23 protein-coding genes are annotated in these 24,697 nt (G+C 71.1%); 12 read left to right on the forward strand and 11 right to left on the reverse strand.

Going from position 1 to position 24,697, the window contains the following annotated elements; translation table 11 throughout:
- The first annotated feature begins 5 nt into the window (after positions 1 to 5).
- The 3 genes from FR742_RS04505 to FR742_RS04515 all read left to right on the forward strand — a co-directional run bounded on the left by FR742_RS04505 (position 6) and on the right by FR742_RS04515 (position 2,914).
- Entirely contained in the window at positions 6 to 854 is an 849-nt protein-coding gene (locus FR742_RS04505; protein ID WP_148029744.1) for a fumarylacetoacetate hydrolase family protein, read from the forward strand.
- Entirely contained in the window at positions 851 to 1,861 is a 1,011-nt protein-coding gene (locus FR742_RS04510) for a zinc-binding dehydrogenase (protein WP_148029745.1), read from the forward strand. The genes FR742_RS04505 and FR742_RS04510 overlap by 4 nt, the downstream gene beginning before the upstream one ends.
- 138 nt (positions 1,862 to 1,999) lie before the next feature.
- A complete protein-coding gene (locus tag FR742_RS04515) occupies positions 2,000 to 2,914 on the forward strand; it encodes a DUF1838 family protein (RefSeq protein WP_148029746.1) in 915 nt (304 codons plus the stop codon).
- A gap of 47 nt (positions 2,915 to 2,961) precedes the next feature.
- On the opposite strand, the gene FR742_RS04520 is transcribed toward FR742_RS04515, so the two are convergent.
- From FR742_RS04520 to FR742_RS04540, 5 genes are all read right to left on the reverse strand, one after another.
- Entirely contained in the window at positions 2,962 to 3,561 is a 600-nt protein-coding gene (locus FR742_RS04520; protein WP_148029747.1) for an ATP/GTP-binding protein, read from the reverse strand.
- Complete coding sequence (locus FR742_RS04525; RefSeq protein WP_148029748.1) at positions 3,542 to 3,940, reverse strand: DUF742 domain-containing protein; 399 nt, start codon at positions 3,938 to 3,940, stop codon at positions 3,542 to 3,544. The genes FR742_RS04520 and FR742_RS04525 overlap by 20 nt, the downstream gene beginning before the upstream one ends.
- Entirely contained in the window at positions 3,937 to 4,362 is a 426-nt protein-coding gene (locus FR742_RS04530) for a roadblock/LC7 domain-containing protein (RefSeq protein ID WP_148034344.1), read from the reverse strand. Before FR742_RS04530 ends, FR742_RS04525 begins: the two co-directional genes overlap by 4 nt.
- Entirely contained in the window at positions 4,362 to 6,713 is a 2,352-nt protein-coding gene (locus FR742_RS04535; RefSeq protein WP_148029749.1) for a nitrate- and nitrite sensing domain-containing protein, read from the reverse strand. Before FR742_RS04535 ends, FR742_RS04530 begins: the two co-directional genes overlap by 1 nt.
- A gap of 217 nt (positions 6,714 to 6,930) precedes the next feature.
- Positions 6,931 to 8,325, reverse strand: coding sequence for a PLP-dependent aminotransferase family protein (locus FR742_RS04540; RefSeq protein WP_148029750.1), 1,395 nt, complete (start codon positions 8,323 to 8,325; stop codon positions 6,931 to 6,933).
- Here FR742_RS04540 and FR742_RS04545 point away from each other — a divergent pair.
- Positions 8,324 to 9,559, forward strand: a complete 1,236-nt coding sequence (locus FR742_RS04545; protein WP_148029751.1) for an aminotransferase class V-fold PLP-dependent enzyme — start codon at positions 8,324 to 8,326, stop codon at positions 9,557 to 9,559. The genes FR742_RS04540 and FR742_RS04545 overlap by 2 nt on opposite strands.
- 6 nt (positions 9,560 to 9,565) lie before the next feature.
- Here the strand turns inward: FR742_RS04545 and FR742_RS04550 are convergent, their stop codons facing one another.
- Positions 9,566 to 11,854: a polysaccharide lyase 8 family protein gene (locus FR742_RS04550; protein WP_187280992.1), complete on the reverse strand. Its 2,289-nt coding sequence runs from the start codon at positions 11,852 to 11,854 to the stop codon at positions 9,566 to 9,568.
- 225 nt (positions 11,855 to 12,079) lie between these two features.
- Here FR742_RS04550 and FR742_RS45035 point away from each other — a divergent pair, with 225 nt between their 5' ends.
- Positions 12,080 to 13,042 (forward strand): peptidoglycan DD-metalloendopeptidase family protein, encoded by a 963-nt coding sequence (locus FR742_RS45035; RefSeq protein WP_222708836.1) that lies wholly within the window; start codon positions 12,080 to 12,082, stop codon positions 13,040 to 13,042.
- Positions 13,043 to 13,083: 41 nt separating this feature from the next.
- On the opposite strand, the gene FR742_RS04560 is transcribed toward FR742_RS45035, so the two are convergent.
- The gene (locus FR742_RS04560) at positions 13,084 to 14,502 is read right to left on the reverse strand and encodes a pentapeptide repeat-containing protein (RefSeq protein WP_148029753.1); all 1,419 of its coding nucleotides are present in this window, start codon (positions 14,500 to 14,502) and stop codon (positions 13,084 to 13,086) included.
- A gap of 131 nt (positions 14,503 to 14,633) precedes the next feature.
- Here FR742_RS04560 and FR742_RS04565 point away from each other — a divergent pair, with 131 nt between their 5' ends.
- Positions 14,634 to 15,407: an enoyl-CoA hydratase-related protein gene (locus tag FR742_RS04565; RefSeq protein ID WP_148029754.1), complete on the forward strand. Its 774-nt coding sequence runs from the start codon at positions 14,634 to 14,636 to the stop codon at positions 15,405 to 15,407.
- 48 nt (positions 15,408 to 15,455) lie between these two features.
- Here the strand turns inward: FR742_RS04565 and FR742_RS04570 are convergent, their stop codons facing one another.
- The 4 genes from FR742_RS04570 to FR742_RS04585 form a co-directional block, all read right to left on the reverse strand.
- Positions 15,456 to 16,370 (reverse strand): hydroxymethylglutaryl-CoA lyase, encoded by a 915-nt coding sequence (locus FR742_RS04570; RefSeq protein ID WP_148029755.1) that lies wholly within the window; start codon positions 16,368 to 16,370, stop codon positions 15,456 to 15,458.
- A 4-nt stretch (positions 16,371 to 16,374) separates the two neighbouring features.
- On the reverse strand, positions 16,375 to 17,040 hold the full coding sequence (locus FR742_RS04575) for a GntR family transcriptional regulator (RefSeq protein WP_148029756.1): 666 nt from the start codon (positions 17,038 to 17,040) through the stop codon (positions 16,375 to 16,377).
- A gap of 77 nt (positions 17,041 to 17,117) precedes the next feature.
- Positions 17,118 to 17,525 (reverse strand): metal-sulfur cluster assembly factor, encoded by a 408-nt coding sequence (locus FR742_RS04580; protein WP_148029757.1) that lies wholly within the window; start codon positions 17,523 to 17,525, stop codon positions 17,118 to 17,120.
- A 26-nt stretch (positions 17,526 to 17,551) separates the two neighbouring features.
- Complete coding sequence (locus tag FR742_RS04585; RefSeq protein WP_148029758.1) at positions 17,552 to 18,649, reverse strand: amidohydrolase family protein; 1,098 nt, start codon at positions 18,647 to 18,649, stop codon at positions 17,552 to 17,554.
- A gap of 316 nt (positions 18,650 to 18,965) precedes the next feature.
- On the opposite strand from FR742_RS04585, the gene FR742_RS04590 reads away from it, so the two are divergent.
- The 6 genes from FR742_RS04590 (at position 18,966) to FR742_RS04615 (ending at position 24,649) form a co-directional block, all read left to right on the forward strand.
- Positions 18,966 to 19,790, forward strand: coding sequence for an ATP-binding cassette domain-containing protein (locus tag FR742_RS04590; RefSeq protein ID WP_148029759.1), 825 nt, complete (start codon positions 18,966 to 18,968; stop codon positions 19,788 to 19,790).
- Positions 19,791 to 19,853: 63 nt separating this feature from the next.
- Positions 19,854 to 20,975, forward strand: a complete 1,122-nt coding sequence (locus tag FR742_RS04595; RefSeq protein WP_148029760.1) for a substrate-binding domain-containing protein — start codon at positions 19,854 to 19,856, stop codon at positions 20,973 to 20,975.
- Between the two features lie 8 nt (positions 20,976 to 20,983).
- Positions 20,984 to 21,970: an ABC transporter permease gene (locus FR742_RS04600; protein ID WP_148029761.1), complete on the forward strand. Its 987-nt coding sequence runs from the start codon at positions 20,984 to 20,986 to the stop codon at positions 21,968 to 21,970.
- Between the two features lie 5 nt (positions 21,971 to 21,975).
- On the forward strand, positions 21,976 to 22,962 hold the full coding sequence (locus FR742_RS04605; protein WP_148029762.1) for an ABC transporter permease: 987 nt from the start codon (positions 21,976 to 21,978) through the stop codon (positions 22,960 to 22,962).
- A gap of 26 nt (positions 22,963 to 22,988) precedes the next feature.
- Positions 22,989 to 24,203, forward strand: coding sequence for a CaiB/BaiF CoA-transferase family protein (locus tag FR742_RS04610; RefSeq protein WP_261808356.1), 1,215 nt, complete (start codon positions 22,989 to 22,991; stop codon positions 24,201 to 24,203).
- 26 nt (positions 24,204 to 24,229) lie between these two features.
- Positions 24,230 to 24,649, forward strand: a complete 420-nt coding sequence (locus FR742_RS04615) for a heme-binding protein (protein WP_148029763.1) — start codon at positions 24,230 to 24,232, stop codon at positions 24,647 to 24,649.
- Positions 24,650 to 24,697: the final 48 nt, after the last annotated feature.

Consider the following 24,697-nt stretch of genomic DNA (forward strand, 5'->3'; position numbering starts at 1 on the left):
GACACGTGCAGCTCATGCGCATCGGCGCGCCAGGCGCCGAGAAGCCCGTCGTCCGCGTGGACGAGACCCACTACATCGACGTCTCCGACGTCACCCCCGACTTCGACGAGCGGTTCTTCGCCCGGGGCGGCGCCGCCCTGCTCGCCGACCGGGTCGCGACAGGTCAGCCCCGCGCGTTCGCCGGCGAGCGCGTCGGCGCCCCGATCGCCAGGCCGCACCAGATCCTCTGCATCGGCCTCAACTACAGCGACCACGCCGCCGAGACCGGCCAGGCCGTCCCCGACGAGCCGATCCTGTTCACCAAGTCACCCAACACCCTCGTCGGGCCGTACGACGACGTGCGCATCCCGCGCGGCTCCACCAAGACCGACTGGGAGGTCGAGCTCGGCATCGTCATCGGCAGGCGCACCTCCTACCTCGACTCGGTGGAGGAGGCCCGCGACGCCATCGCCGGCTACTGCGTGGTCAACGACGTCAGCGAGCGCGCCTTCCAGATGGAGCGCGGCGGCCAGTGGAGCAAGGGCAAGTCCGCCGAGACCTTCAACCCGGCCGGTCCCTGGCTCGTCACCCCTGACGAGATCGCCGACGTCACGAACCTCGGCATGTGGCTGACGGTCAACGGCGTGCGCCGCCAGACCGGCACCACCAAGACGATGATCTTCGACCCGTACGTCATCGTGCACCACCTGAGCCAGTTCATGGTGCTGGAACCGGGGGACCTGATCAACACCGGCACCCCGCCCGGCGTCGGCATGGGCCAGAACCCGCCCGTCTGGCTCCGGCCCGGCGACGTGATGGAGCTCGGCATCGACGGCCTGGGCAGCCAGCGCCAGAAGGTGATCGGCCCCCGGTGACGCGGGCGCTGGTGCTGACCGGCCCGGGGGAGGCGGAGGTCCAGGAGGTCGAGCCGCCGGTCGCCGCGCCCGGGGAGGTGGTGGTGGACGTCGAAAGGGCCGGCGTGTGCGGCACCGACGTCGAGCTGTTCACCGGCCACATGAGCTACCTGAGCACCGGCCGGTCCCGTTACCCGTTACGGCCGGGCCACGAGTGGTGCGGGCGCGTCACCGCCATCGGCGAGGGCGTGGACCCCGCCTGGCTCGGCCGCCGCGTCACCGGCGACACCATGCTCGGCTGCGGCCACTGCGCCCGCTGCCGCGCCGGCCGCCACCACGTGTGCGCCGAACTGGCCGAGATCGGCATCAGCCGGGGCCGCCCCGGCGCGCTGGCCGAACAAGTCGCCGTGCCCGTCACCGCCCTGCACCGGCTGCCGGACACCGTGGACCCCGCGCTCGGCGCCCTCGTCGAACCCGGCGGCAACGCGCTGCGGGCCGTCCGCGGCGCCGCCCTGGATCCGGGCGAGCGGCTGCTGGTCCTGGGCACGGGCACGATCGGCCTGCTGGCGGCGCTGTTCGCCCGCGCCCGAGGCGTCGAGGTCCACCTGATGGGCCGCGACGACGAGGGCCTGCGCCTGGCCGCGGACCTCGGCTTCACCGGCACCTGGACCAGGGCGTCGCTGCCCGCGCTGCCCTGGCACGCCGTCATCGACGCCTCCAACGCGCCCGGACTGCCCGCACTCGCGCTCGACCTCGTCGAACCCGCCGGCCGCCTCGTCTACATCGGCCTGGCCCGGACCCCGTCCACCCTCGACACCCGCGACCTCGTACTCAAGGACGTCACCGCCGTCGGCATCCTGGGCGGCTCGGCCGGTCTGGCCGGCGCGATCGCCGCCTACGCCGACGGCTCGGTGGACGCCCGCCCGCTGGTCGCGGCCACGGTCGGCCTCGCCGAGACGGCCGGCGTCCTCGCCGGCCGCCGTCCCGGAGGCGCCGGTCCGAAGATCCACATCGACCCCCGGCGCTGACGCCGCCTGGACAACCCTTCGCTCGGCATGATCACATATGGCGCTGTTCGCTTGCGTCTCCAAGTGAAAGGCGTTCACGTGTTAAAACGAAGCGTTACGGGGTTCTTAGCCCTTGTCGTCCTGGTCCTCGGTACCGGCATGCCGGGCGCGGCGGCGGACGGCGGCGCCCCCACAGACCCCGGGCCCGTCTACAAGACGGTCACCGACAAGAGCGCGAAGCTCTCCCTCCAGACGTTCGGACGCCCGGACGGGAAGGACATGGTCTTCCGGATCTCCGGCTCGGTGTACGCGAACATCGAGGGCAACAGCCTGGACCCGGAGCTGCGCCACGGCCAGAAGCTCTTCAACATCGAGGGCTACAACATCCGGCGGCTGTACCGGGTCCCCGGGACGACCCAGCTCTACCAGCTCTCCCGCGAGATCGTCTTCTACACCGACCCGGCCGACCCGAAGCACGTCGTGCGCACGTGGAAGAACCCGGTCGACGGCAAGACGTATCCCGTCGTCCCCATCAACAACGACACGGTCAACTTCGGCCCGTTCCCGATCACTTCCTCCTACGTTGGCCCGCCGCTGCAGCGCCTGCACGACGAGACCGTGTGGACCAGCGACATCCCCGTGCGGACGGACTTCGGCGCCACCCTCGGCGAGCGGTTCGGCCTGGTCGGCGGCGTGTACGCGGCGCAGGAGATGTTCGACTTCTCCGTGGACGACCGCGAGGTGGCGGCCCGCACCAAGCCCGGCGTCCCGTCCGGCGCGATGAAGACGAAGATCAGCTGGTCGCGGACCAGCCCGTGGGCGCCGTTCATGTGCCTGGCGGAGACCGACGTGCGCGGCCAGCTCACCTACCACGCCCGCAGCTGGTCGCTGAGCTCGTACGCCGACATCGAGCCGTGGCTGCGGGCCGAGGTCGAGAAGAGCCATCCGCTGTACAAGGCCGCCCCCGGCGCGCCTGGGCCGAGCGAGAACTCGTGGACGTCCTTCTACAACAAGCAGCTCGGCAAGGGCGCCACCACCTGGGCAGGCTGGTGCGCCGCCAACGGCCGCGCCTGAACCGCCCGCCGAGGCGGAGCCACGACGGCTCCGCCTGGTAGGACGCATCAGGCCACGGGATGCGGCGCGGTGCGGGACCGGGTGGCCATCAGGTGGTCGATGAGCGCCAGCAGCACGTCGCGCCCCGCCGCCCGGTCGCGGGCGTCACCGAGCACCAGCGGCACCTGCGGGTCGAGGTCGAGCGCCTTGCGGATCTCCTCCCGCGTCCGGTCACGGACACCGTGGAAGCAGTTGACGCCGACGACGAAGGGGATGCCGCGGCTCTCGAAGAAGTCGATCGACGCGAAGCTCACCTCCAGCCGGCGGGTGTCCACCAGGACGACCGCGCCCATCGCCCCGTTGACGAGGTCGTTCCACATGAACCAGAAGCGCTCCTGGCCGGGCGTGCCGAACAGGTAGAGCACGAGCTGCCTGTTGATGGTGATGCGGCCGAAGTCCAGCGCGACGGTGGTGGTGGACTTGCCGCCCACGCCCTCCAGGTCGTCGACGCCGACACTGGCGTGGGTCAGGTACTCCTCCGTGCGCAGGGGGGCGACCTCGCTCACCGCGCCGACCAGGGTCGTCTTCCCGACGCCGAAACCGCCGGCGACCAGGATCTTCACTGCCAGGGGAGCGGCGTCCGCATGGTCAGAGTTCGCGTAGCCCATCCCTCACCGCCTCAAGGATTGCCATGTCGGGGAAACCGCCTGCCTGTGCGAAGGAGAGCGGCGGCCGGGCCAGCACCTGACCCGACTCGATCAGGTCGCCGATGAGGATCTTGGTCACCGACACCGGCAGGTTCAGCGCGGCGGCGACCTCGGCCACCGCCAGCGGCCGCTTGCAGAGCGTGAAGATGGTGCGGTGCTCCGGCTGCATCCTTCTCCGGCCGCGCGCGGCTTCCGGAAAGGCCTCGGAGACCGTCGTCACCAGGGTGATCAGCGCCAGGTCGTCCCGCTCGGGTGCGGTCCGTCCGCCGGTGATCGTGTAGGGACGGACGAGGGACTCGTCGGCGTCTTCGTCCTCGAAGCCCTCCGTCCAGTGCCTCATCCGTGTCTCCCCCCGTCATGCGGGGGGCGCGCCTCGGTGCCCAGCGCCTGGCCCACCTGCTGGATCAGGGTGTGCATCGCGACGCTCATCAGCTCGGCGTCGACCTCCTGGGACGCGACCACGGCCAGATGGGTCCCCCGGCCCGCGGCCGTGACGAACAGCCACAGGTCGGCCATCTCGATGATCACTTGGTGGACCGGGCCGCCGCTGAACAGCTGCCCCACGCCGCGGGCCAGGCTCTGCTGGCCGGTGGCGATCGCCGCCAGGCGTTCGGCGTCCGCGCGTTCGATGGTCCTGGACCGGCTGATCACCAGGCCGTCGTCGGACAGCACGATGGCGTGCCGGGTGCCCGCGACCCGGTCGACCAGGCCGTCCAGAAGCCAGTCCACGTCTATGTTCGTGGCGGTGGTGCGCTGCGTCATCATCGATCTTCCGTCGTAGGGGAACTGGGCTCGGCGGATCCGCCCTGCCCGGGCCGGGAGGCGTCGTCACCGGTCCGGCGCTTGCGGGACTGCCTCTGGAAGGCGCCGATCGCGGCGCTGGACCGGCCGGGCTGGTCGCGCACGGCGAACTCCTGGCCGGTCCGTTCGTCTCTGGCCGCCGGGACCTTGAGCTCCGCGGCGAGGCTGGCCTGGCGCACCCGCTGGGGGAGCGGCCGGAGGCCGGACGACGCCGGCGCGTCGTCCCGTTCCGGTGACCCCGAGGCGGTCACGTGCGCCATCGCGCGTCCTCTGGAACGGGCCGGCAGATCGCCGTCCTCGTGAGCCGGGCGGGCGTCTTCCCGGGGACTGGAGACCTCCTCGGGAACCGGCACCGGGCGGGGCCGGTCCACCACCAGCGACTCGGGGATCAGCACGATGACCCGGGTGCCGCCGAAGGCCGACGACCGCAGCTCCACCTTGAGCCCCAGGCCCGCGGAGAGCCGGGCGACCACGTACAGGCCGAGGCGCACGTCGTCGGCGTGGGTCATCACGTCGAGCCGCGGCGGCGACCGCAGCAGGTCGTTGGCGGCCTCGTACTGCTCGGGCTCCATGCCCAGGCCGCGGTCCTCGATCTCCACGGCGACGCCCCGGCTGACCGGCGCGGCGCGCACCTCCACGGGGGTCAGCGGCCGGGAGAAGGCGGTGGCGTTCTCCATGAGCTCGGCCAGGACGTGGACCAGCGGTCCGACCGCGCGCTCCGCGATCCAGGACTCGCCCTCGACGTCGATCGCGATCCGGCGGTAGTCCTGGACCTCGCCCTGCGCGGCGCGCAGGACGTCGAGCAGGTGGACGGGCTTGCGCCAGCGGCGCTGCGGCTGCCCGCCGCCGAGGATCACCAGGTTCTCCTCGTAGCGGCGCAGCCGGGCGGTGAGGTGGTCCAGGTCGAACAGGCCCTCCAGCACCTCGGGGTCCTCGTGCCTGCGCTCCAGCTCGTCCAGCTTCTTCAGCTGCAGGCCGATGAGGATCTGGGTGCGGCGGGCGATGCGCTGGAGCATGCGCTGGAAGCCGCGGTGCTGCTCGGCCTGCCGCACGGCGGTGAGCACGGCGCTGCGGCTGGCCAGGTTGAGCGCCTGCCCGAGCTCGCCGAGCTCGTCGGGGGTGGGCTGGAGCGTGCGCACCTCCGCGTCCACGTCGACGTCCTCGCCGCGTTCGAGCCGGGCGACCACGTCAGGCAGCCGCTCCTGGAGCTCGTGGGCCTCGTGGCGCAGGTGCAGGATGCGGCGGCGGAGAATGGCGGTGAGCCGCCAGCTGGTGAAGATCACCAGGGCCAGGGCGAGCAGGCCGACGCTGGAGATGCTGACGAAGACGGTGAAGACCATGCGGGCGTGGTCGTAACCGATCTTGCTGACGTTCTCGAACCGGAGGTCGAGCAGCTGCCGCAGCTGCCCGGTGACCGCCTCCACCGAGGAGCGCCAGGCGACGCTGTCGCCGCGGAGCGTCACCTGGTCGCCCTCGGGGGCGCTGGTGATCAGCCGCTCCTCCATGGCGGTCATGGTCGCCCACGCCTTGCCGTCCGTCAGCTTCGCGTACGGGGTCTCGTCGCCCTTGAGAGCGGGGATCACCCGGGAGCGCATGAGGTGGTTCCTGGCGCCGATGGCGTCGGAGACGAGGACGTACTCGTTCCTCGTCAGGCGCCCCGTCCCCCAGCCGCGGGCCAGCACGGCGTCTTCGCGGCCGAGCAGGTTGACGACCCAGTAAAGGTCGCTCAGCGCCTGCGCCTCCCTGTTGACCTGGCCCTCGTCGGTCCTGCCGAGCGTGGTCAGCACGCCGAGGCCCGACTCCAGCACGCCGCTGTAGTAGTCGAACGCGCGCTGCGCGCCGGACCGGCCGGCGTCCACCGCCCGGCGCTGCTCGGCGAGGAGGCCGAGGCCGCGATCGGTCCTGGCGATGGCGTCGGCGAGCCCTTCCTGCGCGTCGGGGACGTCCAGGGCGGTCAGCGGACGGAACGCCGCCACGGCCTGGTCGGTCACCCGGCGCTGCTCGGTGAGCTCGGCGCGGGCGCTCGCCGAGCCGGCCAGCACCTCCGCGGTGAGCCGCCGCTCCCGGTCGAGGCCGAAGAACAGGGCGGACGCGGGTACGCCCACCGTGGTGGTGGCCAGGTCCATCTGGGCCTTCTCCGCCTGCCACTGCGTGAACAACTGGTTCATGCCCGAAGCGAGCAGCGGGGCGAAGGTCAGGCTCGGCACGAACACGACGATGAGCAGCACGGTGCGCAACGGCAGCCGCCGGACACCGCCCCGTCGCCGCGGGCCGTCGCCGGACGGCCCCGCTAACCCGTTCCCGTCGTCCATCGTCCCCGTCCGTTGTCGCCCGGTCCTGCCTGACTCAGCCACGTGCGGGACACTCTCCTCGGCGATCGGTGCGTTCTTGGAGAAGATCGCCACATCGGCGACCGATGCCCGATCGTAGCCATGAGGCAGTTGAGTCGAAAGCCCCCGATTTGCCAGTACGGGTCGGGCTTCCCGGAGTGCTCTGACCGGTGGGCGCCCTGAGATGTGGGATCGCGCGTCAGGGACCGGAGGACGCGAGCCGGCGTACGGCTTCGATCAGCTCGGCCCGGTCGGCGGCGCCGGCGAAACTGAGGCGCAGGTAGGCGGCGGGGAGCTCGGTGGCGAAGAAGCGGTCGCCGGCGCTGACGGCGACGCCGTGCTGACGGGCCGTGCCGGCGACCGCGGTTTCGTCGGCGCCGTGCGGCAGGCGGACCCAGAGGTGGAGCCCGCCCGCGGGGACGCGGTCGAGTGTCCAGCCGGGAAGCTCGCGCGTGACGGCGGCCGCCAGCGTCCCGCACCGCTCCCGCAGCGCCACCGCCAAGGCGCGGACGTGCCGTTCCCAGGCCGGAGAGCTGAGGAGTTCGAGCGCCGTCTCCTGGAGCGGGCGGCTGATGAAGAAGTCGTCGACCAGCCGGACGGCGCGCAGGCGCGCCATCACGGGGCCCCGGGCCACCAGGGCGCCGATGCGCAGGCTCGGCGCCGCCGGTTTGGTGAGCGAGGTCAGGTAGATCACGGTGCCGTCGCGGTCGTCGGCCAGCAGCGGCGGCGGCATCGGCGTGCCGTGGCCGAGGTGCCGCGCGAAGTCGTCCTCGATCACGAACGCGCCCGCCGCCCTGGCCGCGTCGATGATCTCCCTGCGGCGTGGCGGCGCCAGCACGGCCCCGGTGGGGTTGTGATGGGTCGGCTGGCAGTAGAGCAGGCGGGCGCGGGTCATGCCGAAGGCGTCGGCCAGGAGGCCGGGCCGCAGGCCGTCGGCGTCCATGGGCACCGGGACCGGGCGCAGGCCGGCCGCTCTGGCCGCCGCGATCGCCCCCGGGTAGGTGGGCGACTCCACCAGGACGGGGTCGCCCGGCCCGGCGATGGCGCGGAACGCCATGGACAGGGCGCTCTGCCCGCCGGCGGTGACCAGGATGTCGTCCGCGTGCACGCCGTCGCCGGCCATGGTGGCGAACACGCTGCGCAGGGCCGCCAGGCCGCCGGCGGGGGCGCGGTCCCAGGCGTCGGGGCGGCGCGCCGCGCGGGCCAGCGCCGCGGTCAGGATCTTGCCGGGCTGGAGCGACCGATGCAGGTAGCCGCCGTCCAGCATGATCGTCCCCGCGGGCGGCGGGCCGCCGGCGTCGGTGAGGAGGCGGGTGTCCACGCTCCGGTCGGCGAGGGTGACAGTCTGCCAGGAGGTGTCGGCCACCTCGGCGCGCCGCCGGGCGCGGGCGGCGACGTAGGTGCCGCTGCCCGGACGGGTGACCACCACGCCCTCGGCGGCCAGCGTGGCGATCGCCTGCGACACGGTGGCGGGGCCCACCCGGTGGCGCCGGATCAGCTCCCGGCTGCTCGGCAGCCGGTCACCCGGCGCCAGCCGCTCGATCTCCGCGCGAAGCCTGGCCACCAGCTCGACCGAACTGCTACCGTCTGACATGAGGATCGATAATAGCGCTTCCAGCATCTCCCCAGAACCGCTTCTGGACGTCGCCGCCCTGCGCGCCGACACTCCCGGGGCCGCGGGCGTCGTGCACTTCAACAACGCCGGTTGCGGCCTCATGGCCGCGCCCGTGCTGGCCGCGATGGTCGACCACCTGCGGCTGGAGGCGGACCTCGGCGGGTACGAGGCCGCGGCCGCCCGCGCCGAGCAGGTCCGCGGCTTCTACGCCGAGACCGCCGCGCTGATCAACTGCGCTCCCGAGAACATCGCCTTCGCCGGTAGCGCCACCCACGCGTTCTCCACCGCCCTGTCGGCGATCCCGTTCGAGGCCGGCGACGTCATCCTCACCACCCGCAACGACTTCATCTCCAACCAGATCGCCTTCCTGTCGCTGCGCAAGAGGTTCGGCGTACGGATCGTGCACGCGCCCGACGTGCCCGAGGGCGGGGTGGACGTGGCGGCGATGGCCGCGCTGATGCGCCTGCACCGCCCGCGCCTGGTGACCGTCACCCACATCCCCACCAACTCCGGCCTGGTCCAGCCGGTCGCCGAGATCGGCCGGCTCTGCCGCGAACTGGACCTGCTCTACCTGGTCGACGCCTGCCAGTCCGTCGGCCAGTACCCGATCGACGTCGAGGAGATCGGCTGCGACCTGCTCACCGCCACCTGCCGCAAGTTCCTGCGCGGCCCCCGCGGCTCCGGCTTCCTGTACGTGTCCGACCGGGTGCTGCGCGCGGGCTACGAACCGCTGTTCATCGACATGTACGGGGCGCGCTGGGTCGAGCCGGGCCGCTACGAGCCGGTCGAGACGGCGGCCAGGTTCGAGGACTGGGAGTTCCCGTACGCCCTCGTCCTCGGCTGCGCGGCCGCCGCGCGCTACGCCCGCGAGGTCGGCATGCACGCCATCGGCCGCCGCACCCCCGCCCTGGCCGCCCGCCTGCGCGACGCGCTCGCCGGCCTGCCCGGGATCCGCGTCCTCGACCACGGCCGGCGCCTGGGCGCCCTGGTCACCTTCGTCGTGGACGGCTGGGAGCCGGAGCCGTTCAAGGCGGCCATGGACGCCCGCCGGATCAACTCGGCGCTCAGCTTCCGCCACTTCGCGCAGTTCGACTTCGGCGACAAGGACGTCGACTGGTGCCTGCGCCTGTCGCCGCACTACTACAACACCGAACAGGAGGTGGACGAGGTCGTCGCGGCGGTCGCCGGCCTCACCGCCGCCGGATCGTCCTGACCCGGGTCAGACCCGTACCACCGCGGTGCGGGTGCGCCCGCGGGTGCCGTCCAGCTCGATCTTGATCGCCCGTTTGGCTCTGCGGACGCCGCGGTCGTGTTCCCCGAGCGACTTCACCGCCCAGGGCAGCGTGATCCTCACCTCGCCGGCGGTCCTGGACGGGTCGGAGACCGCGAGCCTGGCCCGCCCGCCGTCGCGGTGGACCAGCAGCGCGCACGGGCCGTCGGCGGCGAGTGGCCCGTCCGGCGTCTTCACGGTCCCCGCGCGCCAGAAGACGGCGGCGAGCAGGCCGTCGCGGGAGATCGCCTGCGCCGTTCCGTTGTTGGCGAGGATCTCGACCTCCTCGCGGTAGGTCGAGGTCCGGGCGAAGGAAGCGCCGGGCAGCACGGCGTAGGCGTAGCGCGCCTTGCGCGGGTCGATGCCGTGGTCGACGAGGATCGTCGTGTAGTGCCTGGTGACGCGGGTGGTGTCGCCTCCGGTGGTGGCGCCCTTGTCGATGTCGCGCCAGCGGCCGGTGCGCTTCTCGCGGACCAGCTTCGGGGCGGTGCGGTCGAGCAGCGCGTAGCCGCCCACGCCGGACAGGTGGATCCAGTCGTCGCCCCGGGTCAGCGCGGGGTGGCAGTCGTGGGTGTTGCGGTTCTCCACCACGGTCTCGACGCGGCGGCCGTCGGAGGCCGTGATGCCGGCGCCGAGCGCGATCACCGCGTCGTCGAGCAGGAACCACGCCTTCTTGGCCCGCAGCGACGAGCCGCCGGCGACCAGCCTCATGGCCGCCACGCCGTACCCGCCGTCGAGCGCCACGCCACCGGCCCACGGGGTGGGCGGCAGGCGGCGCTCGCCGTGCCGGAGGTCGGCGCGCCTGCGGCGGTCGACCGTGGTGCCCGGCAGCCGGTACGGGTCGATCGTGGGCCACAGGTCGTCGTTCCAGTGGGTGAGGTCGTCGGTGTAGAGGTACGTCATGCCGTCGCCGGTGTACCAGCCGCGCAGGTTCTCCCGGTTCATGGCCTCGGCCGCGCCGATCCGCTCCGAGCTCATCGCGATCGCGAAGGCCCAGGTGGGGCGGCGGTGCACGACCCGGTCCATGTCGGGGAAGACGTACGTGCCCGTCGTGCGCGGTCCGACCGGCACGGACGGGTCCTCCAGCAGGGCCCTGGCCTTCGCGATGCTCGCCGGCGGCGCGAGCGTCTCGTACGGGACGGCCTGGTTGCGGGTGAGCCAGCCCTTCACCATCGGCCGCCAGCGCCTGGCATGGCGCTCGGGCGCCGCCTCCAGCAGGGTGAGGATGGCCTCGACCGTCCTCTGCCCCGCGTGGTAGTCGCGGTGGCCCTGGCGTGAGATGGCCCGGCCGCGTACGCAGTCCATCATCAGCCCGTCGAAGACGAACGGCACGAAGGAGCGGTCCACGATGTCGTGGACCTTCCCGCTGTCGGGGATCGCCCAGGGCGAGCCGGCGAGCATGGCGATCAGTTTGGCCACGCTCTCCAGGTAGTCGACGCCGTAGCTGCCGGTGTAGGGGTACACGTCGTGCTGGATGAACGAGCCGTCGCGGTGGAAGCCGTCGCCCGGGCCCCTGGTCGTCCGCAGCAGGTCGGAGACCGCGTCCTTGGCCCGCTTGACGAGGCGGGCGTCGTGGGTCAGCAGTCCCCGCATCGCCACGGCCATGGCCTTGCTCGCCCGGTTGGCGCCGGTCTCGACCACCCCGGGGTGACTGACGCGCCGCTCAGGGTCGGGGCACCAGCGGCGTAACGGGCGCAGCCAGCGTCTGAGGCGATCCTGGGGCAGGCCGTCGTACATCAGCGCGCAGGTGTCGGTCAGCGAGCGGGGCACGCCGATCTCCCACCAGTACCAGTTGCTGCCCCTCGGGTCGAGCTTCTCGTGGTAGGCGTGCTCGTACAGGAAGTCCAGCGCCCTGGCCGCCGTCTCGGCGACCTGCTCGTCCCGGTGCATGGCGGTGCCCGGCGTGGCCCAGCCCAGCGCCAGGGTGCGCATCCGGTTGTAGGCGCGGTTGAAGTCGCCCGTCCGGGGGTCGTCCAGCGGCAGGTCCGGCCACAGGCTCGGCCGATCGTGGTCGGGCCTCAGCTTGCGCAGCACCGCGTGGGCCGAGCCCTCGACCGCCCGCGTCTTGTCGGCGTGGGCGGCGTGGTACGTCCCGCCGGCCAGCAGGTCCACCCAGCGCTCACGCGCGGCGTCGAACGCGGCCCTCCCGACCGCCTCGGCCGGTCTGTCCCCGAGGGCGAGACCGGTCACGGCCGCGGCGCCCAGCAGGGCGGACCGCCGGCTGAGGGGGTGAATCATGAAGGCCTTTCCGACAATCTGGCGGATATCACATGAAAAGATCATAGGTTGACGGGCGAGTGGCTATCTCGACTCTGCCACGGTGAGCCGCGCCCGAACCTCCCGTAACTCCGGCCGCTGACCTCGGGCTGAGCAACCGGTTGATGGAGATATCTTTCATTGACGATTCCATGTTGGTTGAATACTTTCACCTGTCATTCCCTCTACCCCCCAAGGGAACAGCCCATGAGAATCATCACCCGCTGGTTATCCACCGTCGTGGCGGCCTCTCTGGTCCTGCTCGGCCCGGCGGACCCCGCGGCGGCCGCGACCACCACGGTCGACAACGCCGCCGCCGGACGGTTCACCGCAGGCCCCGACTGGGGCACGTCGGCATGGTCCGCCCAGCGGCACGGCGCGGACTACCGGTTCGCGGCACCGAACACCGTCACGAGCGACGCCGCCTGGTTCAAGGCGTCGATCGCCGAGGCCGGGGCCCACCTGGTCGAGGTCTGGTATCCGGCGGACGCCGGCTACAACAGCGCGACCCCGTTCATGGTGGCGACCACAGGCGGCACCCGCAGCGTGGTCGTCGACCAGCGCGCCAACGGCGGCCGCTGGGTCAGCCTCGGCACCTTCACCCTGGCTGCCGGCGACTACAACGTGGTCGGCGTCAGCCGCTGGACCAGCCAGCCCGGCTACGTCGTCGCCGACGCTGTCCGGATCACCTCCTCGACCGGAGCGGTCGCGTTCTCGCTGCCCGTCCCCCGGAGCGCGCTGCCTCGCAGCGAGTACGACGACCCGCACCACGACTATCCCGCGATCGACCTCCCGGTCTGGACCGGCACCCCGGCGTACGCGGTGCGCGCCGGCACGGTGACGGTCATCGACGACAGCTCGTGCGGGCGCGGCATCAACCTGACCGGAACCGACGGGGCCGTCTACACGTACTGCCACTTCTCGTCGTGGTCGGTCTCCAACGGCGCGGCCGTCGCCCCCGGGCAGCAGATCGGGCTGACCGGCAACACCGGCAACTCGACCGGTCCGCACCTGCACTTCGGCATCCGTACCGGCAGCACCAGGCGGTGCCCGCAGAACTTCCTGCTGGCCGTCTACGACGGCGCCACGCCGCCGGCGGCGAGCAGCCTGCCCACCACGGGCTGCTTCTACGCCACCCGTTCGACCGAACCGGTCATCCCGCTCGGCTGACCGACGGCGAGCCCGCCGGCATCCAGCCGGCGGGCTCCACGTCAGCTCAGCGGCGGGTCGTGCGGGTTCGACACCGTCTCATCGGGAACGGCGTCGTCGGCGAGACGGGCTGAGCCGTCGGGATCGGGGAGCTCACGCCAGCCCGGGGGCCAGCTGCGCGACACGCCGGGAGCGGCTTCCACCCGGGCGTCCCAGAACGCGTGCGCGGCGACGAAGGCGGCGTCCCTGAAGGAGGCGGGCCCGGCGAACAGCGCCTCCCGGAAGACCGCCTCGCCGGCGAACGTGACCCCGCCGAACAGCGCCTCGGCCGTGAACCGGGTACGGCGGAAGGCGGCCAGCCCTTTGAAGACGGCCTGATCGAAGATCGCGGTGCCCGCGAAGGTCGTGCCCCGGAAGTCGGCCCGCTGGCTGAAGACGGTTTCCCGGAACACCGTCTTCCCCTCGAACAGCGCATCCTGGAAGCACGCCTTGTAGTTGGCGGTCTCCCAGTCGGCCGTGCCGGTGAAGACGGCGCCCGCGAACATGGTCCTGCCGCCGAAGGTGGCCCGGTCGAAGCGGGCGAACCCTTCGAAGGTGGCGCTGCCGAATCCGGCCAGACGCATCCGGCAGTCGGTCAGGTCCAGTTTCACCAGCCACGCGCCGGTGAGGTCGAGGTCGATGCCGGGCCAGAAGGCGGCGGGCGGTGACGGCTCGGACCGGCTCCAGCGCAGATGGTCGCGGAGGATCCGCTGGGCCGCGATGCGGACCTGCATCTCCTGAGGATCGACGAGCGCCCGGAGCTCCTGTTCCCGATCGCCGGTGGGCGCGGGGCCGACGAGTGTGGGAGGCATACGCAGGTAGGCGCAGACCACGTCCACGATCGTCTGCCGGTGTTCGGCATGGTGCTGCGCGACGCGTTCCAGGGCGTACAGCCCGGCCAGTCGCACCGCGGCCTTGTCGTGCCCGAGTTGGTCGGCGGCCTTGGTGTACAGCTCGGTCACGCGCTTCTCGGTCGCGTCGTACTCCTGGTGGGCCTGGGTGCGCTCGCCCAGCCACTGACGACGCACCCCCAGCAGCAGCGCGACCAGACCGGCGGCGCCGGCGCCCACGGTCAGGCCGGTCTTGACCGCGTCCAGCCGCAGCTCGACCCGTCTGACGGGGTCCGGCGCGGTGTCGGCCAGAGCCAGCAGCACCGCGGTGGAGCCCCACATGGACACGACGATGAGCACGACGCCGGTCAGCGCCCAAGACCACGACAGGATGCGCAGCTCGGCACGTCCATGCCGCCGGCGCCCGCCCACCGTCAGGCCCAGACCGGTCGCCGCCAGCACGACGGCTGTCAGGACGAGTACGCCCCGGACAGGGACGTACGGGGCCACTTCCGGTGCGCCGAACTGTTCCACCGGCAGCGCGGCCACGGCCGTCGCCCCGGCCGCGACCAGCAGGGCCGCCCCGGCTGTTCTCCGTCCCCAGCGCCTCATGGGTCAACTGCAGCGCATTCCCGCCGGAGCTGTCCACCGGAGTTTTTCTGCCACGGCCGCTCGGTGAGCGGGATAATGCGAAACCTACCCAGTAGTATGTCGAATAAGAACGCGTAGTCCTGGAGGAATTCATGGCGGACGAGCCCATTCTGATCGAACAGCGGAAACACGTGGCGATTGTCACGCTGAACCGCCCCCGGCAACGCAACGCGCTGAGTTCGGAAATGCTGAAAGGCGTGGTCGAGGCGCTCGACTGGGCGGAGGGCGAATCCTCGGTCCGCGCCGTCGTGCTGACCGGTGGCACCAAGCTGTTCGCCTCCGGGGCGGACCTGCGTGAGCTCCGGGACACCACCCCCGCCGACTACCTGCGTGCCGAGCGGCAGAAGGCCTGGCCCAGGATCGCCGCCTTCAAGAAGCCGCTGGTCGCCGCCGTCGCCGGATACGTCCTCGGCGGCGGCTGTGAGGTGGCCTTGAGCTGCGACTTCGTCGTGGCCGCCGACTCGGCCGTGTTCGGCCAGCCCGAGATCCGCCTGGGGCTCATCCCGGGCGCCGGGGGGACGCAGCGGTGGGCCCGGGTGGCCGGCCGGTTCGAGGCCGCCGAGCTCGTGCTTCTCGGTAAGACCGTCGACGCGTGGACCGCCAAGCGGATGGGCCTGGTCAACAGGGTCGTGCCGGCGGAGTGCGTGGTGGAGGCCGGTGTGGCGATGGCGGAGGAGGCCGCCCGGCACAGCCCCGTGGCCGGTCTGCTCGCCAAGTCGGCGCTGCGCGCCTCCGAGGAGATCGGCGTCTCCGCCGGGCTGGAGCTCGAGCGGTCCCAGCTCATGGTGGCCCTGTCGTCGGCCGACCGGACGGAGGGCATCGACGCGTTCCTGGAGAAGCGGCCCCCGCAGTTCCAGGGACGCTGATCCGGGGCGCCGGCTCGTTCTCCGCGAGGAGAGCGGGCCGGCGCGGTGCTAACGCGCCCCGGCCGGGAAGTCGCCGGCTCGCCCCAGCATCGCGGGCGGCTGCGTCTTCCCCAGCCGCTCGCAGATCCAGGTGCCCGTCGCGGCGGTCGCTTCGAGGTCGAGGCCGGTCCGCATGCCGCTGCGGTGCAGCGTGTACAGCAGGTCCTCGGTGGCGATGTTGCCGGTGGCGGCGGGGGCGAAGGGGCAGCCGCCGATCCCGCCCGCACTCGCGTCGAGGGTGCGCACCCCGCTCTCCACCGCTGCCAGGGCGTTGGCGTACCCGGTGTTGCGGGTGTTGTGGAAATGCATGCGCAGCGGCACGCCGGGAGCGGCCTCCGCGACCCGGGCCGCCAGGTCCCGGACCTGGTGCGGCACCCCGACGCCGATCGTGTCCGCGACCGCGATCTCGTCGGCGGGCGTGGCGAGCGCCGACCGGACGATCTCCAGGACCCGGTCGGCGGGGACCTCGCCCTCGAAGGGGCAGCCGAAGGCGGCCGACACCGTGAGGCTGACCCGGATCCCGGCGGCCCTGGCGGCCGCGGCGATGTCGTGCCAGGCGTCGAGCGACGCCTCGACGCCCATGCTCTGGTTGCGCAGGCTGAACGTCTCGGTGGCGATGACGACGTAGTTGACCTCGTCGACCCCGGCGGCGAAGGCCCTGTCCAGGCCACGCCGGTTGAGCACCAGGCCGATGTAGGAGACGCCGGCCGGCCTGGGCACGGCGGCCATCACCGCCTCGGCGTCGGCCATCTGGGGCACGCGCTTCGGATGGACGAAACTCACCGCCTCGATCCGGCGCGCGCCGGCGCGGATCAGGCGGTCGATGTATTCGACCTTCGTGCTCGTGTCGAGCAATTCCGGCTCGTTCTGCAGGCCGTCCCTCGGGCCGACCTCGACGATGTCGACAGAATGGGTATTCCCCAAGAGTTCAATCGCTTTCCGTGTCGGGATTCTTCGCGCGGCCCATGTTCGTCAATGTCGAACGGGCGCTGTAGATATGCGACTGCATAATGGATTGGGCCCATTCCCCGTCGCGGTTGGCGAAGGCCACCAGGACTTCCCGATGGTGCGCCATGCTGCGCGACAGCGCGTCCCTGTCGTACTGCCGGAAGGTCCGATAGACGAGGGGGACCTGCACCAGGGCCGAGAGCAGGCTGCTCAACCGCTGGTTGCGGCTGGCGTTCATGACGATCTGATGGAACCGGCCGTTCAGCTCGGCGATCTGGTCGAGGTGTCCGGGCTCGGCCTGCTCCGCCATCGCCTCCATGCGCCGGCTGAGCTCCCGGAGCTGTTCGAGCTCCTCGGCGGTGATGCGGTGCGCGGCCCGCTGGGCGACGGCTCCTTCCAGCTGGGCCCGCACCGTGAACAGGTCCCACAGATCCTCCGGGCTCCACTCGGGGATCCGGGCTCCTATGTTGTGCTCCCACTCGATGAAGCCCTCGGTGTGCAGCCGGCGCAGCGCTTCGCGGACCGGGGTGCGGCTCGCCCCCACCGCTCTGGCGAGGCTCGCCTCCGTGAGCTTGTCCCCGGGCTTGTAGGCGGAGCCCAGCAGGAGATCGCGGATGAGTTCGTAGGTACGTTCAGCCTTGGCCACGCCGGCACCTCAACCTTCACGTTCGGACAGTGGAAGCGGGGGACAGGCGACCGCCACGGGGGCCAAGACCGGACGGCTCATCGGACGGCGGCGTGCCGTGTGCGTACGACTTCGACCGGCAACAGGACGGATTTCCGGTTGGCCACCAGCCTTTCTCTGCCGGCCGGTGTCATACGGCTCTCGTCCCACTCCGTGCTGTCGCCCCAGGTGATGGCGACATCCTCCAGCTGGGGCAGCTCGCTGGCCAGCTCGCGGCGGACACTCTGTTCGAAATAAGGACTGTACATGCACATCGGAGCGGTCGTGATGAGCTTCAGGGCGACCCCCACGGCACGGCCGTCGGCCGCGTTCCGCACCTCCACGGACTCGACCAGGCCCATGTCGACGATCCCCATCGGCTGCCCGACCCCGAGGCTGCACGGGTCCTGGACCGCGTTGCACGCGTCGAGGACCCGGGCCACCAGATCCTGCTGTTCGGCTTCCATCTCCACCTCCTTGAGAGAACCGGGCGTCAGGCGGCCAGCCGTTCCCGGTGCAGCTTCCACGGGCGCTCGCCTTCGGCGAGGTAGGCGGCGCGCCGCTCGGCGATCCCGTCCGTGCTGATCCTCCGCTTGACCTCCGCCGGGTCCAGGCCGTGCAGGCGGGCGGCGTTGCCGCCGAGGAGCTTGGCCTTGATCTCGTCGGTGAGTTCGGGGAAGCCCCAGCCCTCGACCAGGTCCTCCGGCATGGTGAAGTCGCGCAGCGCCTCGACGATGGGCTGCGGGTGCGCCGACGGGACCCCGGTGGCGAACAGGATCCGGTCGGTTCCGCCGTGCGCCATGAGGGTGCCGATGATCTCGGCGAACTTCCGGGGCTTGCGCACGATCATGTTGGAGACCGACTCGATGGTCGCGTAGATGTTGCCGTGCGAGCGCAGTTGCAGGGCGCAGTCCTCCAGGAAGGCCCAGCCGCTGTGCACGACCTCGAAGGTCATGTCGGGGAACGCGATGGCCGCCGTGGTCACGTCGTCCACGTGGTTGAGCACCCGCGGACCCGCCCCGGCCGGCACGGCCTTGTGGATCGCGATGCGCCGCATGCCGAGTTCGCGCGCCTTCTCCAGGTACGGGAACACCAGCTCGCGGTCGTTGAGCAGGGTGAGCTTCGAGGAGCTGATCTCCGGATCGATGACGCCGTTCGTCGGATAGAACTTCAGTCCGTCGATGTCGTCCTCGCGGATGCGCTGCTCCATCAGCTCCAGCTCCGCCGGCCCGCGCAGCGGGTCCACGGGGGCGTAGAGCTGGACCCGGCCGGGGTAGGCGCGCTTGAGCGCCTTGCCCAGCTCGTAGGGCGAGGCGCCGCCGGAGAAGAATCCGTCGATCTCGACGCCGTGGTAGTACAGGACGTCCACGTCGCTCTCCACGAAGACGATCTCGGCGAGCTCCTCGGCCGTCCATCCGGCGGTGAACTCGTCCCGGGACATCAGGTAGCCGGGCTTGCCCGACTCCACGGACGTGTGCCCGACGCGGTAGAGGAAGTCGACCATGCCGTCGTACGAAGCCTGCGGGCAGTTCGGGTTCCGGTTCTCCGGCCGGAAGTCGTATCCGTGGACAACGGCATCGATGACGAGCATGTCGCCGATCATGGAACCTCCAGCGTTGGCTACGGGTGTGGCGCCTGTAACGGTCCACCTCGTGAAGTGTGTGCAATCTAGGCTCGACCCTCCGGAGGCGTCAAGACGTCCCGACAGCCGGGTCCGACTCTGACAACCCTTCTTGTTGCCGTCATCAAGGGCGGCCAACGCCTGTGACCTGGAATGATGTCTCGGATCAATGATCAGAGATTGACGTCAGAAGCCGTGGACTAGACCTTTCCGCACTTGCTCCAGGGAGTAATGTTCCGGTTGCCCCTTGACAGATTGCATACGATTCGGCCGATACTCAGGCCCTATGAACGGCGACACAGCAGCATCCCCCGCAACGCTGCAGGACGATGCCCGGTCCGGCGGCAGGCCCGACAGCACGTCCGTGCTCGTCGCGACGGATCTCAGGAAGAACTTCGGGGCCGTGGCGGCGCTGGCGGGAGCGTCCCTGCACCTGCGTCGTGGTGAGGTGATGGCCCTGATGGGCGACAACGGGGCCGGCAAGTCGACCCTGGTGAAGTCCATCGCCGGCGTGGTCGTCCCCGACTCCGGGGAGATCCTGATCAACGGCGAGCCCAGGCGCTTCGCCGGCCCCGGCGACGCGCTCAGGGCCGGGATCGAGACCGTCTACCAGGATCTCGCCCTCGTCGACTCCATGTCGGCCAGCGAGAACGTCTTCCTGGGACGGGAGCCCGTCAAGGCCGGACTGCTCGGCCGGCTCTTCAAGCTCGTGGACCGCCGCCGCATGGCGGACGACGCCGGTCAGGCGCTGGCCGGGATCGGCGCGAAGATCCCGTCGCTCGCGGACTCCGTCTCCGCGATGTCGGGAGGTCAGCGCCAGGCGCTCGCCGTGGCGCGCGCGATGCTCTGGGGCAAGAACATCGTCATGCTCGACGAGCCCACCGCGGCCCTGGGGGTCCAGGAGTCGGAGGGCGTCCTGGAGATCATCACGGCCCTGAAGTCACAGGACGTGTCCGTGCTCATGATCTCCCACAACCTGGAGCACGTGTTCAAGGTGGCGGATCGGGTGACCGTGATGCGCCAGGGCCGGACGGTGGGCGAACGGCACATCCGCGATGTCGTGGCCAACGACATCGTCGGACTCATCACCGGGGGATCAGAGGTGTCCTGAGCGGCACCGAGATCGGGGAACCTCGTCGAATCCCACCTGGTGTGGGCGAGATCGGAGTACGAAATGTCAACGTCCAGACTACGACGCTGGCCGCTGAAGGCCGTGGCCATCATGTCGCTCACCGCCGCGGTCGCGGCCTGCGGCGGCTCCACGGACACCGCCGAGCCGGCCGCGGGCGAGTCCGCCGCGGACAAGAAGGTGTTCATCGGCTTCGCCAACTTCGCCGAGCCGGAGAGCCCGGTGCTGAAGGCGCTCGACACCGGCATGCGCAAGGAAGCCGAGAAGCGGAGCTGGGACCTGGTGGTTCTCAACAACGACCGGGACGGGCCCACCGCCGTCTCCAACGCGGAGACGATGGTCGCCCAGGGCGTGACGCACGCGGTGGAGTTCCAGGGTGACGGCAAGGTCGCCCCCCAGCTCATGGACACGTTCAACGCCGCGAACATCCCGGTCATCGCGATCGACATCGCCCACCCCGGCGCGCACTTCTTCGGCATCAACAACGTCGAGGCCGGGCGGCTCAGCGGGCTCGCGGGCGGCAACCACGCCAAGGAGAACTGGGACTGCAAGCCCGACCTGGTGACCCTGCTGGAGAACGAAGCCTCCGGTGACGTGGCGCTGCTGCGCACCGAGGGCATTCTCAAGGGCCTCAAGGAGGCGTGCCCCGACCTTCCCGACGACGTGATCCAGCGGCGCAACTCGCCGACCACGCCGGACGGCGCCCAGGGCGTCGCCCGCGACATCCTGGTCTCCAAGCCGGACGCCAAGAACATCCTCGCCCTGGGCGGCAACGACAACATGGTGATCGGCACCATCAACGCCGCCGAGCAACTGGGCCGGGCCGGCAACGTGTTCGGCTACGGGCTGGGCGCCGACCTCATGCTGTTCGGGGTGGACACTCCCGGCCTGGGTGGTTCGACCGCCTTCTGGTACGAGGGATACGCGAAGGAGATCTTCAAGCTCCTCGACAAGATCGTCGCAGGTGAGGCTCCCGCGGTCGTCGACTCCCCGACCGACCCGAAGGCGCACTTCAACCCGGCCTGCCAGTTCCCCAACGACCAGGTGAAGAGCATTCCCAGCCTGGACCAGAGGATCGAGGAGCTGTACGCGGGCGACGCGGGCTCGGCCTCGGCCGCCGAGAAGTACTGCCCCGAGGGCGTGGAGACGTACGGGCTCAAGGGTTAGCCGGACCAATGTCGACTTCAGGCATCGCACTGACGAACCGGTGGGCGAGGGTCTCGGCCCTCGCCCCCCGGGGGCATGGCGCCACCACGCTGGTGCTGCTGCTCACCTGGCTGGCGCTCGTCGTGGCGACCGGCCTGCGGGCCCCCGGCTTCCTGTCCGGCCAGACGGTCGTGGCCGTGGCGTTCAACATGGCCTTTGTCGGGATCATGGTGACCGGCGTCGGCATCGTCATGATGTCCGGTGCCGAATTCGACCTCTCCGTCGGGGTCACCGCCGTCACCTCCGCGCTGATCGTGGCGCAGCTTCTCGTCGAGGGCTGGTCGTTCCCGCCCGCGATGCTGGTCGCGGTGCTGTTCGGGGTGCTGATCGGAGCCGCCAACGCCTGGCTCGTGCTGTGGCTGGGCATCCATCCGATCGTGGCGACCCTGGGCATGATGTTCCTGGTCAGCGGGGTCACCCGGATCTTCGTGGACTTCGTCGCCATCCCGCGCGACTCCTTCCTGCGCCAGCAGGCCGCCGGAGCGTGGCTCGGCGTCCCCAGGGTCTTCTGGGTGATGCTGGTGGTCTTCACGATCGTCGGCCTGGTGATCAGGAGCACGCGTCCCGGCCGGCATCTCGTCGCGGTGGGCGGCAACGCCCAGGCCGCGCGGGCCCGTGGCATCAGCCCGCGGCGCGTCCAGGGCGTCGCGTTCGTCCTGTGCGGGCTCTGCGCGGGCATCGCCGGGCTGGTGCTCGCCTCCCAGGGCGACATCGTGCAGTCCAGCCTCACGGCCGGCACCGAGTTCAGGGTCATCTCGATCCTGCTGCTCGGCGGCATGGCCCTGACCGGCGGGCGCGGGCGGTTCAGCGGGGTGTTCGCGTCGCTGCTCCTGCTGAGCACGCTGCCGACGGCCATCGTCACCTGGGGCGTCTCGTCGAGCTGGCAGCCCGTCATCGAAGGTCTCGTCCTGGCCGTCGCCCTGGCCGTCAACTCATTGCGCGAGAAGAAGAGGTGAGAACCTTGACCAGCCGCCCGAAACCTTCGGCGACCGCGTTGCTGAGCCCCATGGCCACGAGTCTCGCCTTCCTCGCGATCGTGATCGTGTGCGGGATCGTGTTCGCCCCCAGCTTCCTGTCGGTCGCCAACCTGGCCAGCGTGTCGAGCGGGATCATGGCTCCGGCCATCATCCTTCTCGCGGCCTGCCTGGCCATGACGGGAGGGGTCGCGGACCTGAGTCTCGGGTCCGTGCTCGGGCTGGGGGGCGTCGTGTACGCCACGGTGCTCCAGCTCTCGGAGTCACCGCTCGCCGGGGTCGCCGCCGCCGCGGCGGCGGGGGTCGCCGTCGGCCTCTTCAACAGCGTGCTCTCGGTGCGGTTCCACATCTGGCCCCTGATCGCGACCCTCGGCATGCTGGTGGCGGCCCGCGGCCTGGTCAGCGTGATCAGCGGCGGCAGCTCGGTGGCCGCCTACACGCCGGAGCTGAGCGCGGCGCTGAAGACCGCCATCGGCCCCGTCCCCGTCGTCCTGGTCGGCGTGGTCGTCCTGGCCGTGCTCGTCGGCTGGATCATCAGGTACACCCGCTGGGGCAACCACCTGCGGGCGGTCGGCGGCGACGACGTCGCGGCCCGGCGTGCCGGGATCCCGGCCGACCGCGTGCGGATGTGGCTGTTCGTGGTCGTCGCCCTGGTGGCCGCGCTGGCCGGTTCGCTCCAGGTCATGCGGACCGGCGCGTCCGCGGTCAACCTCGGGGAGGGCGTCGAGCTGCTCGTGTACGGCGCCCTGCTCATCTCGGGTTACCGGCTCGCCGGAGGAGGGCGGGGCAGCGCCCTGTCCGGCCTGGTGTGCCTGTTCGCGCTGGAGCTGATCAGGAACATCTTCCGGCTGCGCGGGCTGCCCCTGCCGCTGACCGACGTGCTGCTCGGGCTCACCCTCATCGGAGCGGTCTCTCTCGACCTGGTCCGCGGACGCGTGCGACGGCCGCTGATCGCCCAGCCCGCGACCGGATGAGGGCCGGACCGCATGGAGAAAGGTGCATGAATCACATGGAAGCGTTCTCGCAGGGGCCGTTGACCGGGGTACGCGTCATCGAGACGGGTGTCCTGGTCGCCGGTCCGTACTGCGGTCAGCTCCTCGGTGATCTCGGAGCGGAGGTCATCAAGGTGGAGGACCCCGCCAAAGGCGACCCGATGCGGCAGTGGGGGCGCGAGCGTCCGCACGGCAAGTCGCTCTGGTTTCCCATCCTGGGCAGGAACAAGCAGTCCGTGACCTGCAACCTGCGGGTGGAGAAGGGCCAGGCGGTCTTCCGTAAGCTGATCGCCGACGCGGACGTCCTGATCGAGAACTTCCGCCCGGGAACCCTGGAGAAGTGGGGGCTCAGCCCTGAGACGCTCTGGGAGATCAACCCCCGCCTGGTGATCGTCAGGGTGTCGGCGTACGGCCAGGACGGTCCCTATGCCGGCCGGGCCGGATACGGCTCCATCGGTGAGGCCATGGGCGGCATCCGCCACGTCACCGGCGATCCGAAGGCCCTGCCCAGCCGGGTCGGGATCAGCCTCGGCGACGCGCTGGCCGGCACCTTCGCGGCGCTCGGGTGCATGGGAGCGCTGCGCGTGGCCGAGACGACCGGGCGGGGACAGATCGTCGACAGCGCCATCTACGAGGCGGTCCTGGCCCTGATGGAGTCGACCGTGCCCGAGTACGCCATCGGCGGCTACACCCGCGAGCGGACCGGGTCGATCCTGCCCAACGTCGCGCCGAGCAACGCGTACCGCACCAAGGACGAGGACATGGTCCTGATCGCCGCCAACCAGGACACCGTCTTCGGCAGGCTCGCCCAGGCCATGGGCCGTCCCGAGCTCGCCGCCGATCCGGACTTCGCCACGCACGGCGGCCGGGGCCTGAACCAGGAGCGGCTCGACGAGATCATCGCGGACTGGTGCTCGACCATGCCGGCCGACGCGCTGCTCGACCACCTGCACGAGCACGGGGTGCCGGCGGGCCGGATCTACACGGCCCGCGACATGTTCGCCGACGAGCACTTCGCCGCGCGCGAGGCCATCGTCCGCCTCCCGCACCCGGAATTCGGCGAGTTCCCCATGCAGAACGTCTTCCCCCGGCTTTCCGCCACCCCCGGCGGGATCCGCTCGCTCGGCCCCGAAATGGGCGAGCACAATGAGGCGGTTCTGTCCCGGTTCGCCGGAATTGCCCCAGAAGAGCTGGCCGGCCTGCGCGCAGACGGCGTCATCTGACGACCAACGATAAAGGGAGACCGACAATGCAACCCATCAACAAGCCGTCGATCAGTTACGAGGACGCGCAGCGAGCCGTCGCGGCCGCCGTGGAGAAGGCCCGTGAGCAAGGTCTGGCCATGGTGGTGGCGGTGGTGGACGAGAGCGGCGTGCTCAAGGCCTTCGCCCGCATGGACGGCGCCGCCCTGCTCTCCGTCCAGGTGGCGAAGGACAAGGCGTACACGGCCGCGGGCTTCGGGATGCCCACGGACGGCTGGTACGACTTCATCAAGGACGACGGTCCGCTGGCGATCGGCGCCCCCGCCGGCATCGACCGTCTCGTCGTCTTCGGCGGCGGCTTCCCGATCACGGCCGACGGCCAGGTCATCGGCGCCATCGGCGTCAGCGGCGGCCACTACAGCCAGGACATGACGGTCGCCCAGGCCGGGCTCGACGCGCTGGCCTAGCCCCCCCTGCCCGCCGGACGGAACCTCCCGCCCGGCGGGCACAGGTCT

Source organism: Nonomuraea sp. C10, assembly GCF_008017515.1.
Taxonomy (GTDB): Bacteria; Actinomycetota; Actinomycetes; order Streptosporangiales; family Streptosporangiaceae; genus Nonomuraea; species Nonomuraea ferruginea.

Coding starts and splice junctions, on each gene's coding strand:
- FR742_RS04530 (WP_148034344.1), bottom strand. CDS start 4,362: ATGACGCAGCGCACCACCGCCACGAACATAGACGTGGACTGGCTTCTG.
- FR742_RS04615 (WP_148029763.1), top strand. CDS start 24,230: ATGCAACCCATCAACAAGCCGTCGATCAGTTACGAGGACGCGCAGCGA.
- FR742_RS04610 (WP_261808356.1), top strand. CDS start 22,989: ATGAATCACATGGAAGCGTTCTCGCAGGGGCCGTTGACCGGGGTACGC.
- FR742_RS04595 (WP_148029760.1), top strand. CDS start 19,854: ATGTCAACGTCCAGACTACGACGCTGGCCGCTGAAGGCCGTGGCCATC.
- FR742_RS04565 (WP_148029754.1), top strand. CDS start 14,634: ATGGCGGACGAGCCCATTCTGATCGAACAGCGGAAACACGTGGCGATT.
- FR742_RS04515 (WP_148029746.1), top strand. CDS start 2,000: ATGCCGGGCGCGGCGGCGGACGGCGGCGCCCCCACAGACCCCGGGCCC.
- FR742_RS04535 (WP_148029749.1), bottom strand. CDS start 6,713: ATGGACGACGGGAACGGGTTAGCGGGGCCGTCCGGCGACGGCCCGCGG.
- FR742_RS04580 (WP_148029757.1), bottom strand. CDS start 17,525: ATGGAAGCCGAACAGCAGGATCTGGTGGCCCGGGTCCTCGACGCGTGC.
- FR742_RS04560 (WP_148029753.1), bottom strand. CDS start 14,502: ATGAGGCGCTGGGGACGGAGAACAGCCGGGGCGGCCCTGCTGGTCGCG.
- FR742_RS04520 (WP_148029747.1), bottom strand. CDS start 3,561: ATGGGCTACGCGAACTCTGACCATGCGGACGCCGCTCCCCTGGCAGTG.
- FR742_RS45035 (WP_222708836.1), top strand. CDS start 12,080: ATGAGAATCATCACCCGCTGGTTATCCACCGTCGTGGCGGCCTCTCTG.
- FR742_RS04590 (WP_148029759.1), top strand. CDS start 18,966: ATGAACGGCGACACAGCAGCATCCCCCGCAACGCTGCAGGACGATGCC.
- FR742_RS04545 (WP_148029751.1), top strand. CDS start 8,324: ATGAGGATCGATAATAGCGCTTCCAGCATCTCCCCAGAACCGCTTCTG.
- FR742_RS04525 (WP_148029748.1), bottom strand. CDS start 3,940: ATGAGGCACTGGACGGAGGGCTTCGAGGACGAAGACGCCGACGAGTCC.
- FR742_RS04585 (WP_148029758.1), bottom strand. CDS start 18,649: ATGCTCGTCATCGATGCCGTTGTCCACGGATACGACTTCCGGCCGGAG.
- FR742_RS04600 (WP_148029761.1), top strand. CDS start 20,984: ATGTCGACTTCAGGCATCGCACTGACGAACCGGTGGGCGAGGGTCTCG.
- FR742_RS04540 (WP_148029750.1), bottom strand. CDS start 8,325: ATGTCAGACGGTAGCAGTTCGGTCGAGCTGGTGGCCAGGCTTCGCGCG.
- FR742_RS04550 (WP_187280992.1), bottom strand. CDS start 11,854: ATGATTCACCCCCTCAGCCGGCGGTCCGCCCTGCTGGGCGCCGCGGCC.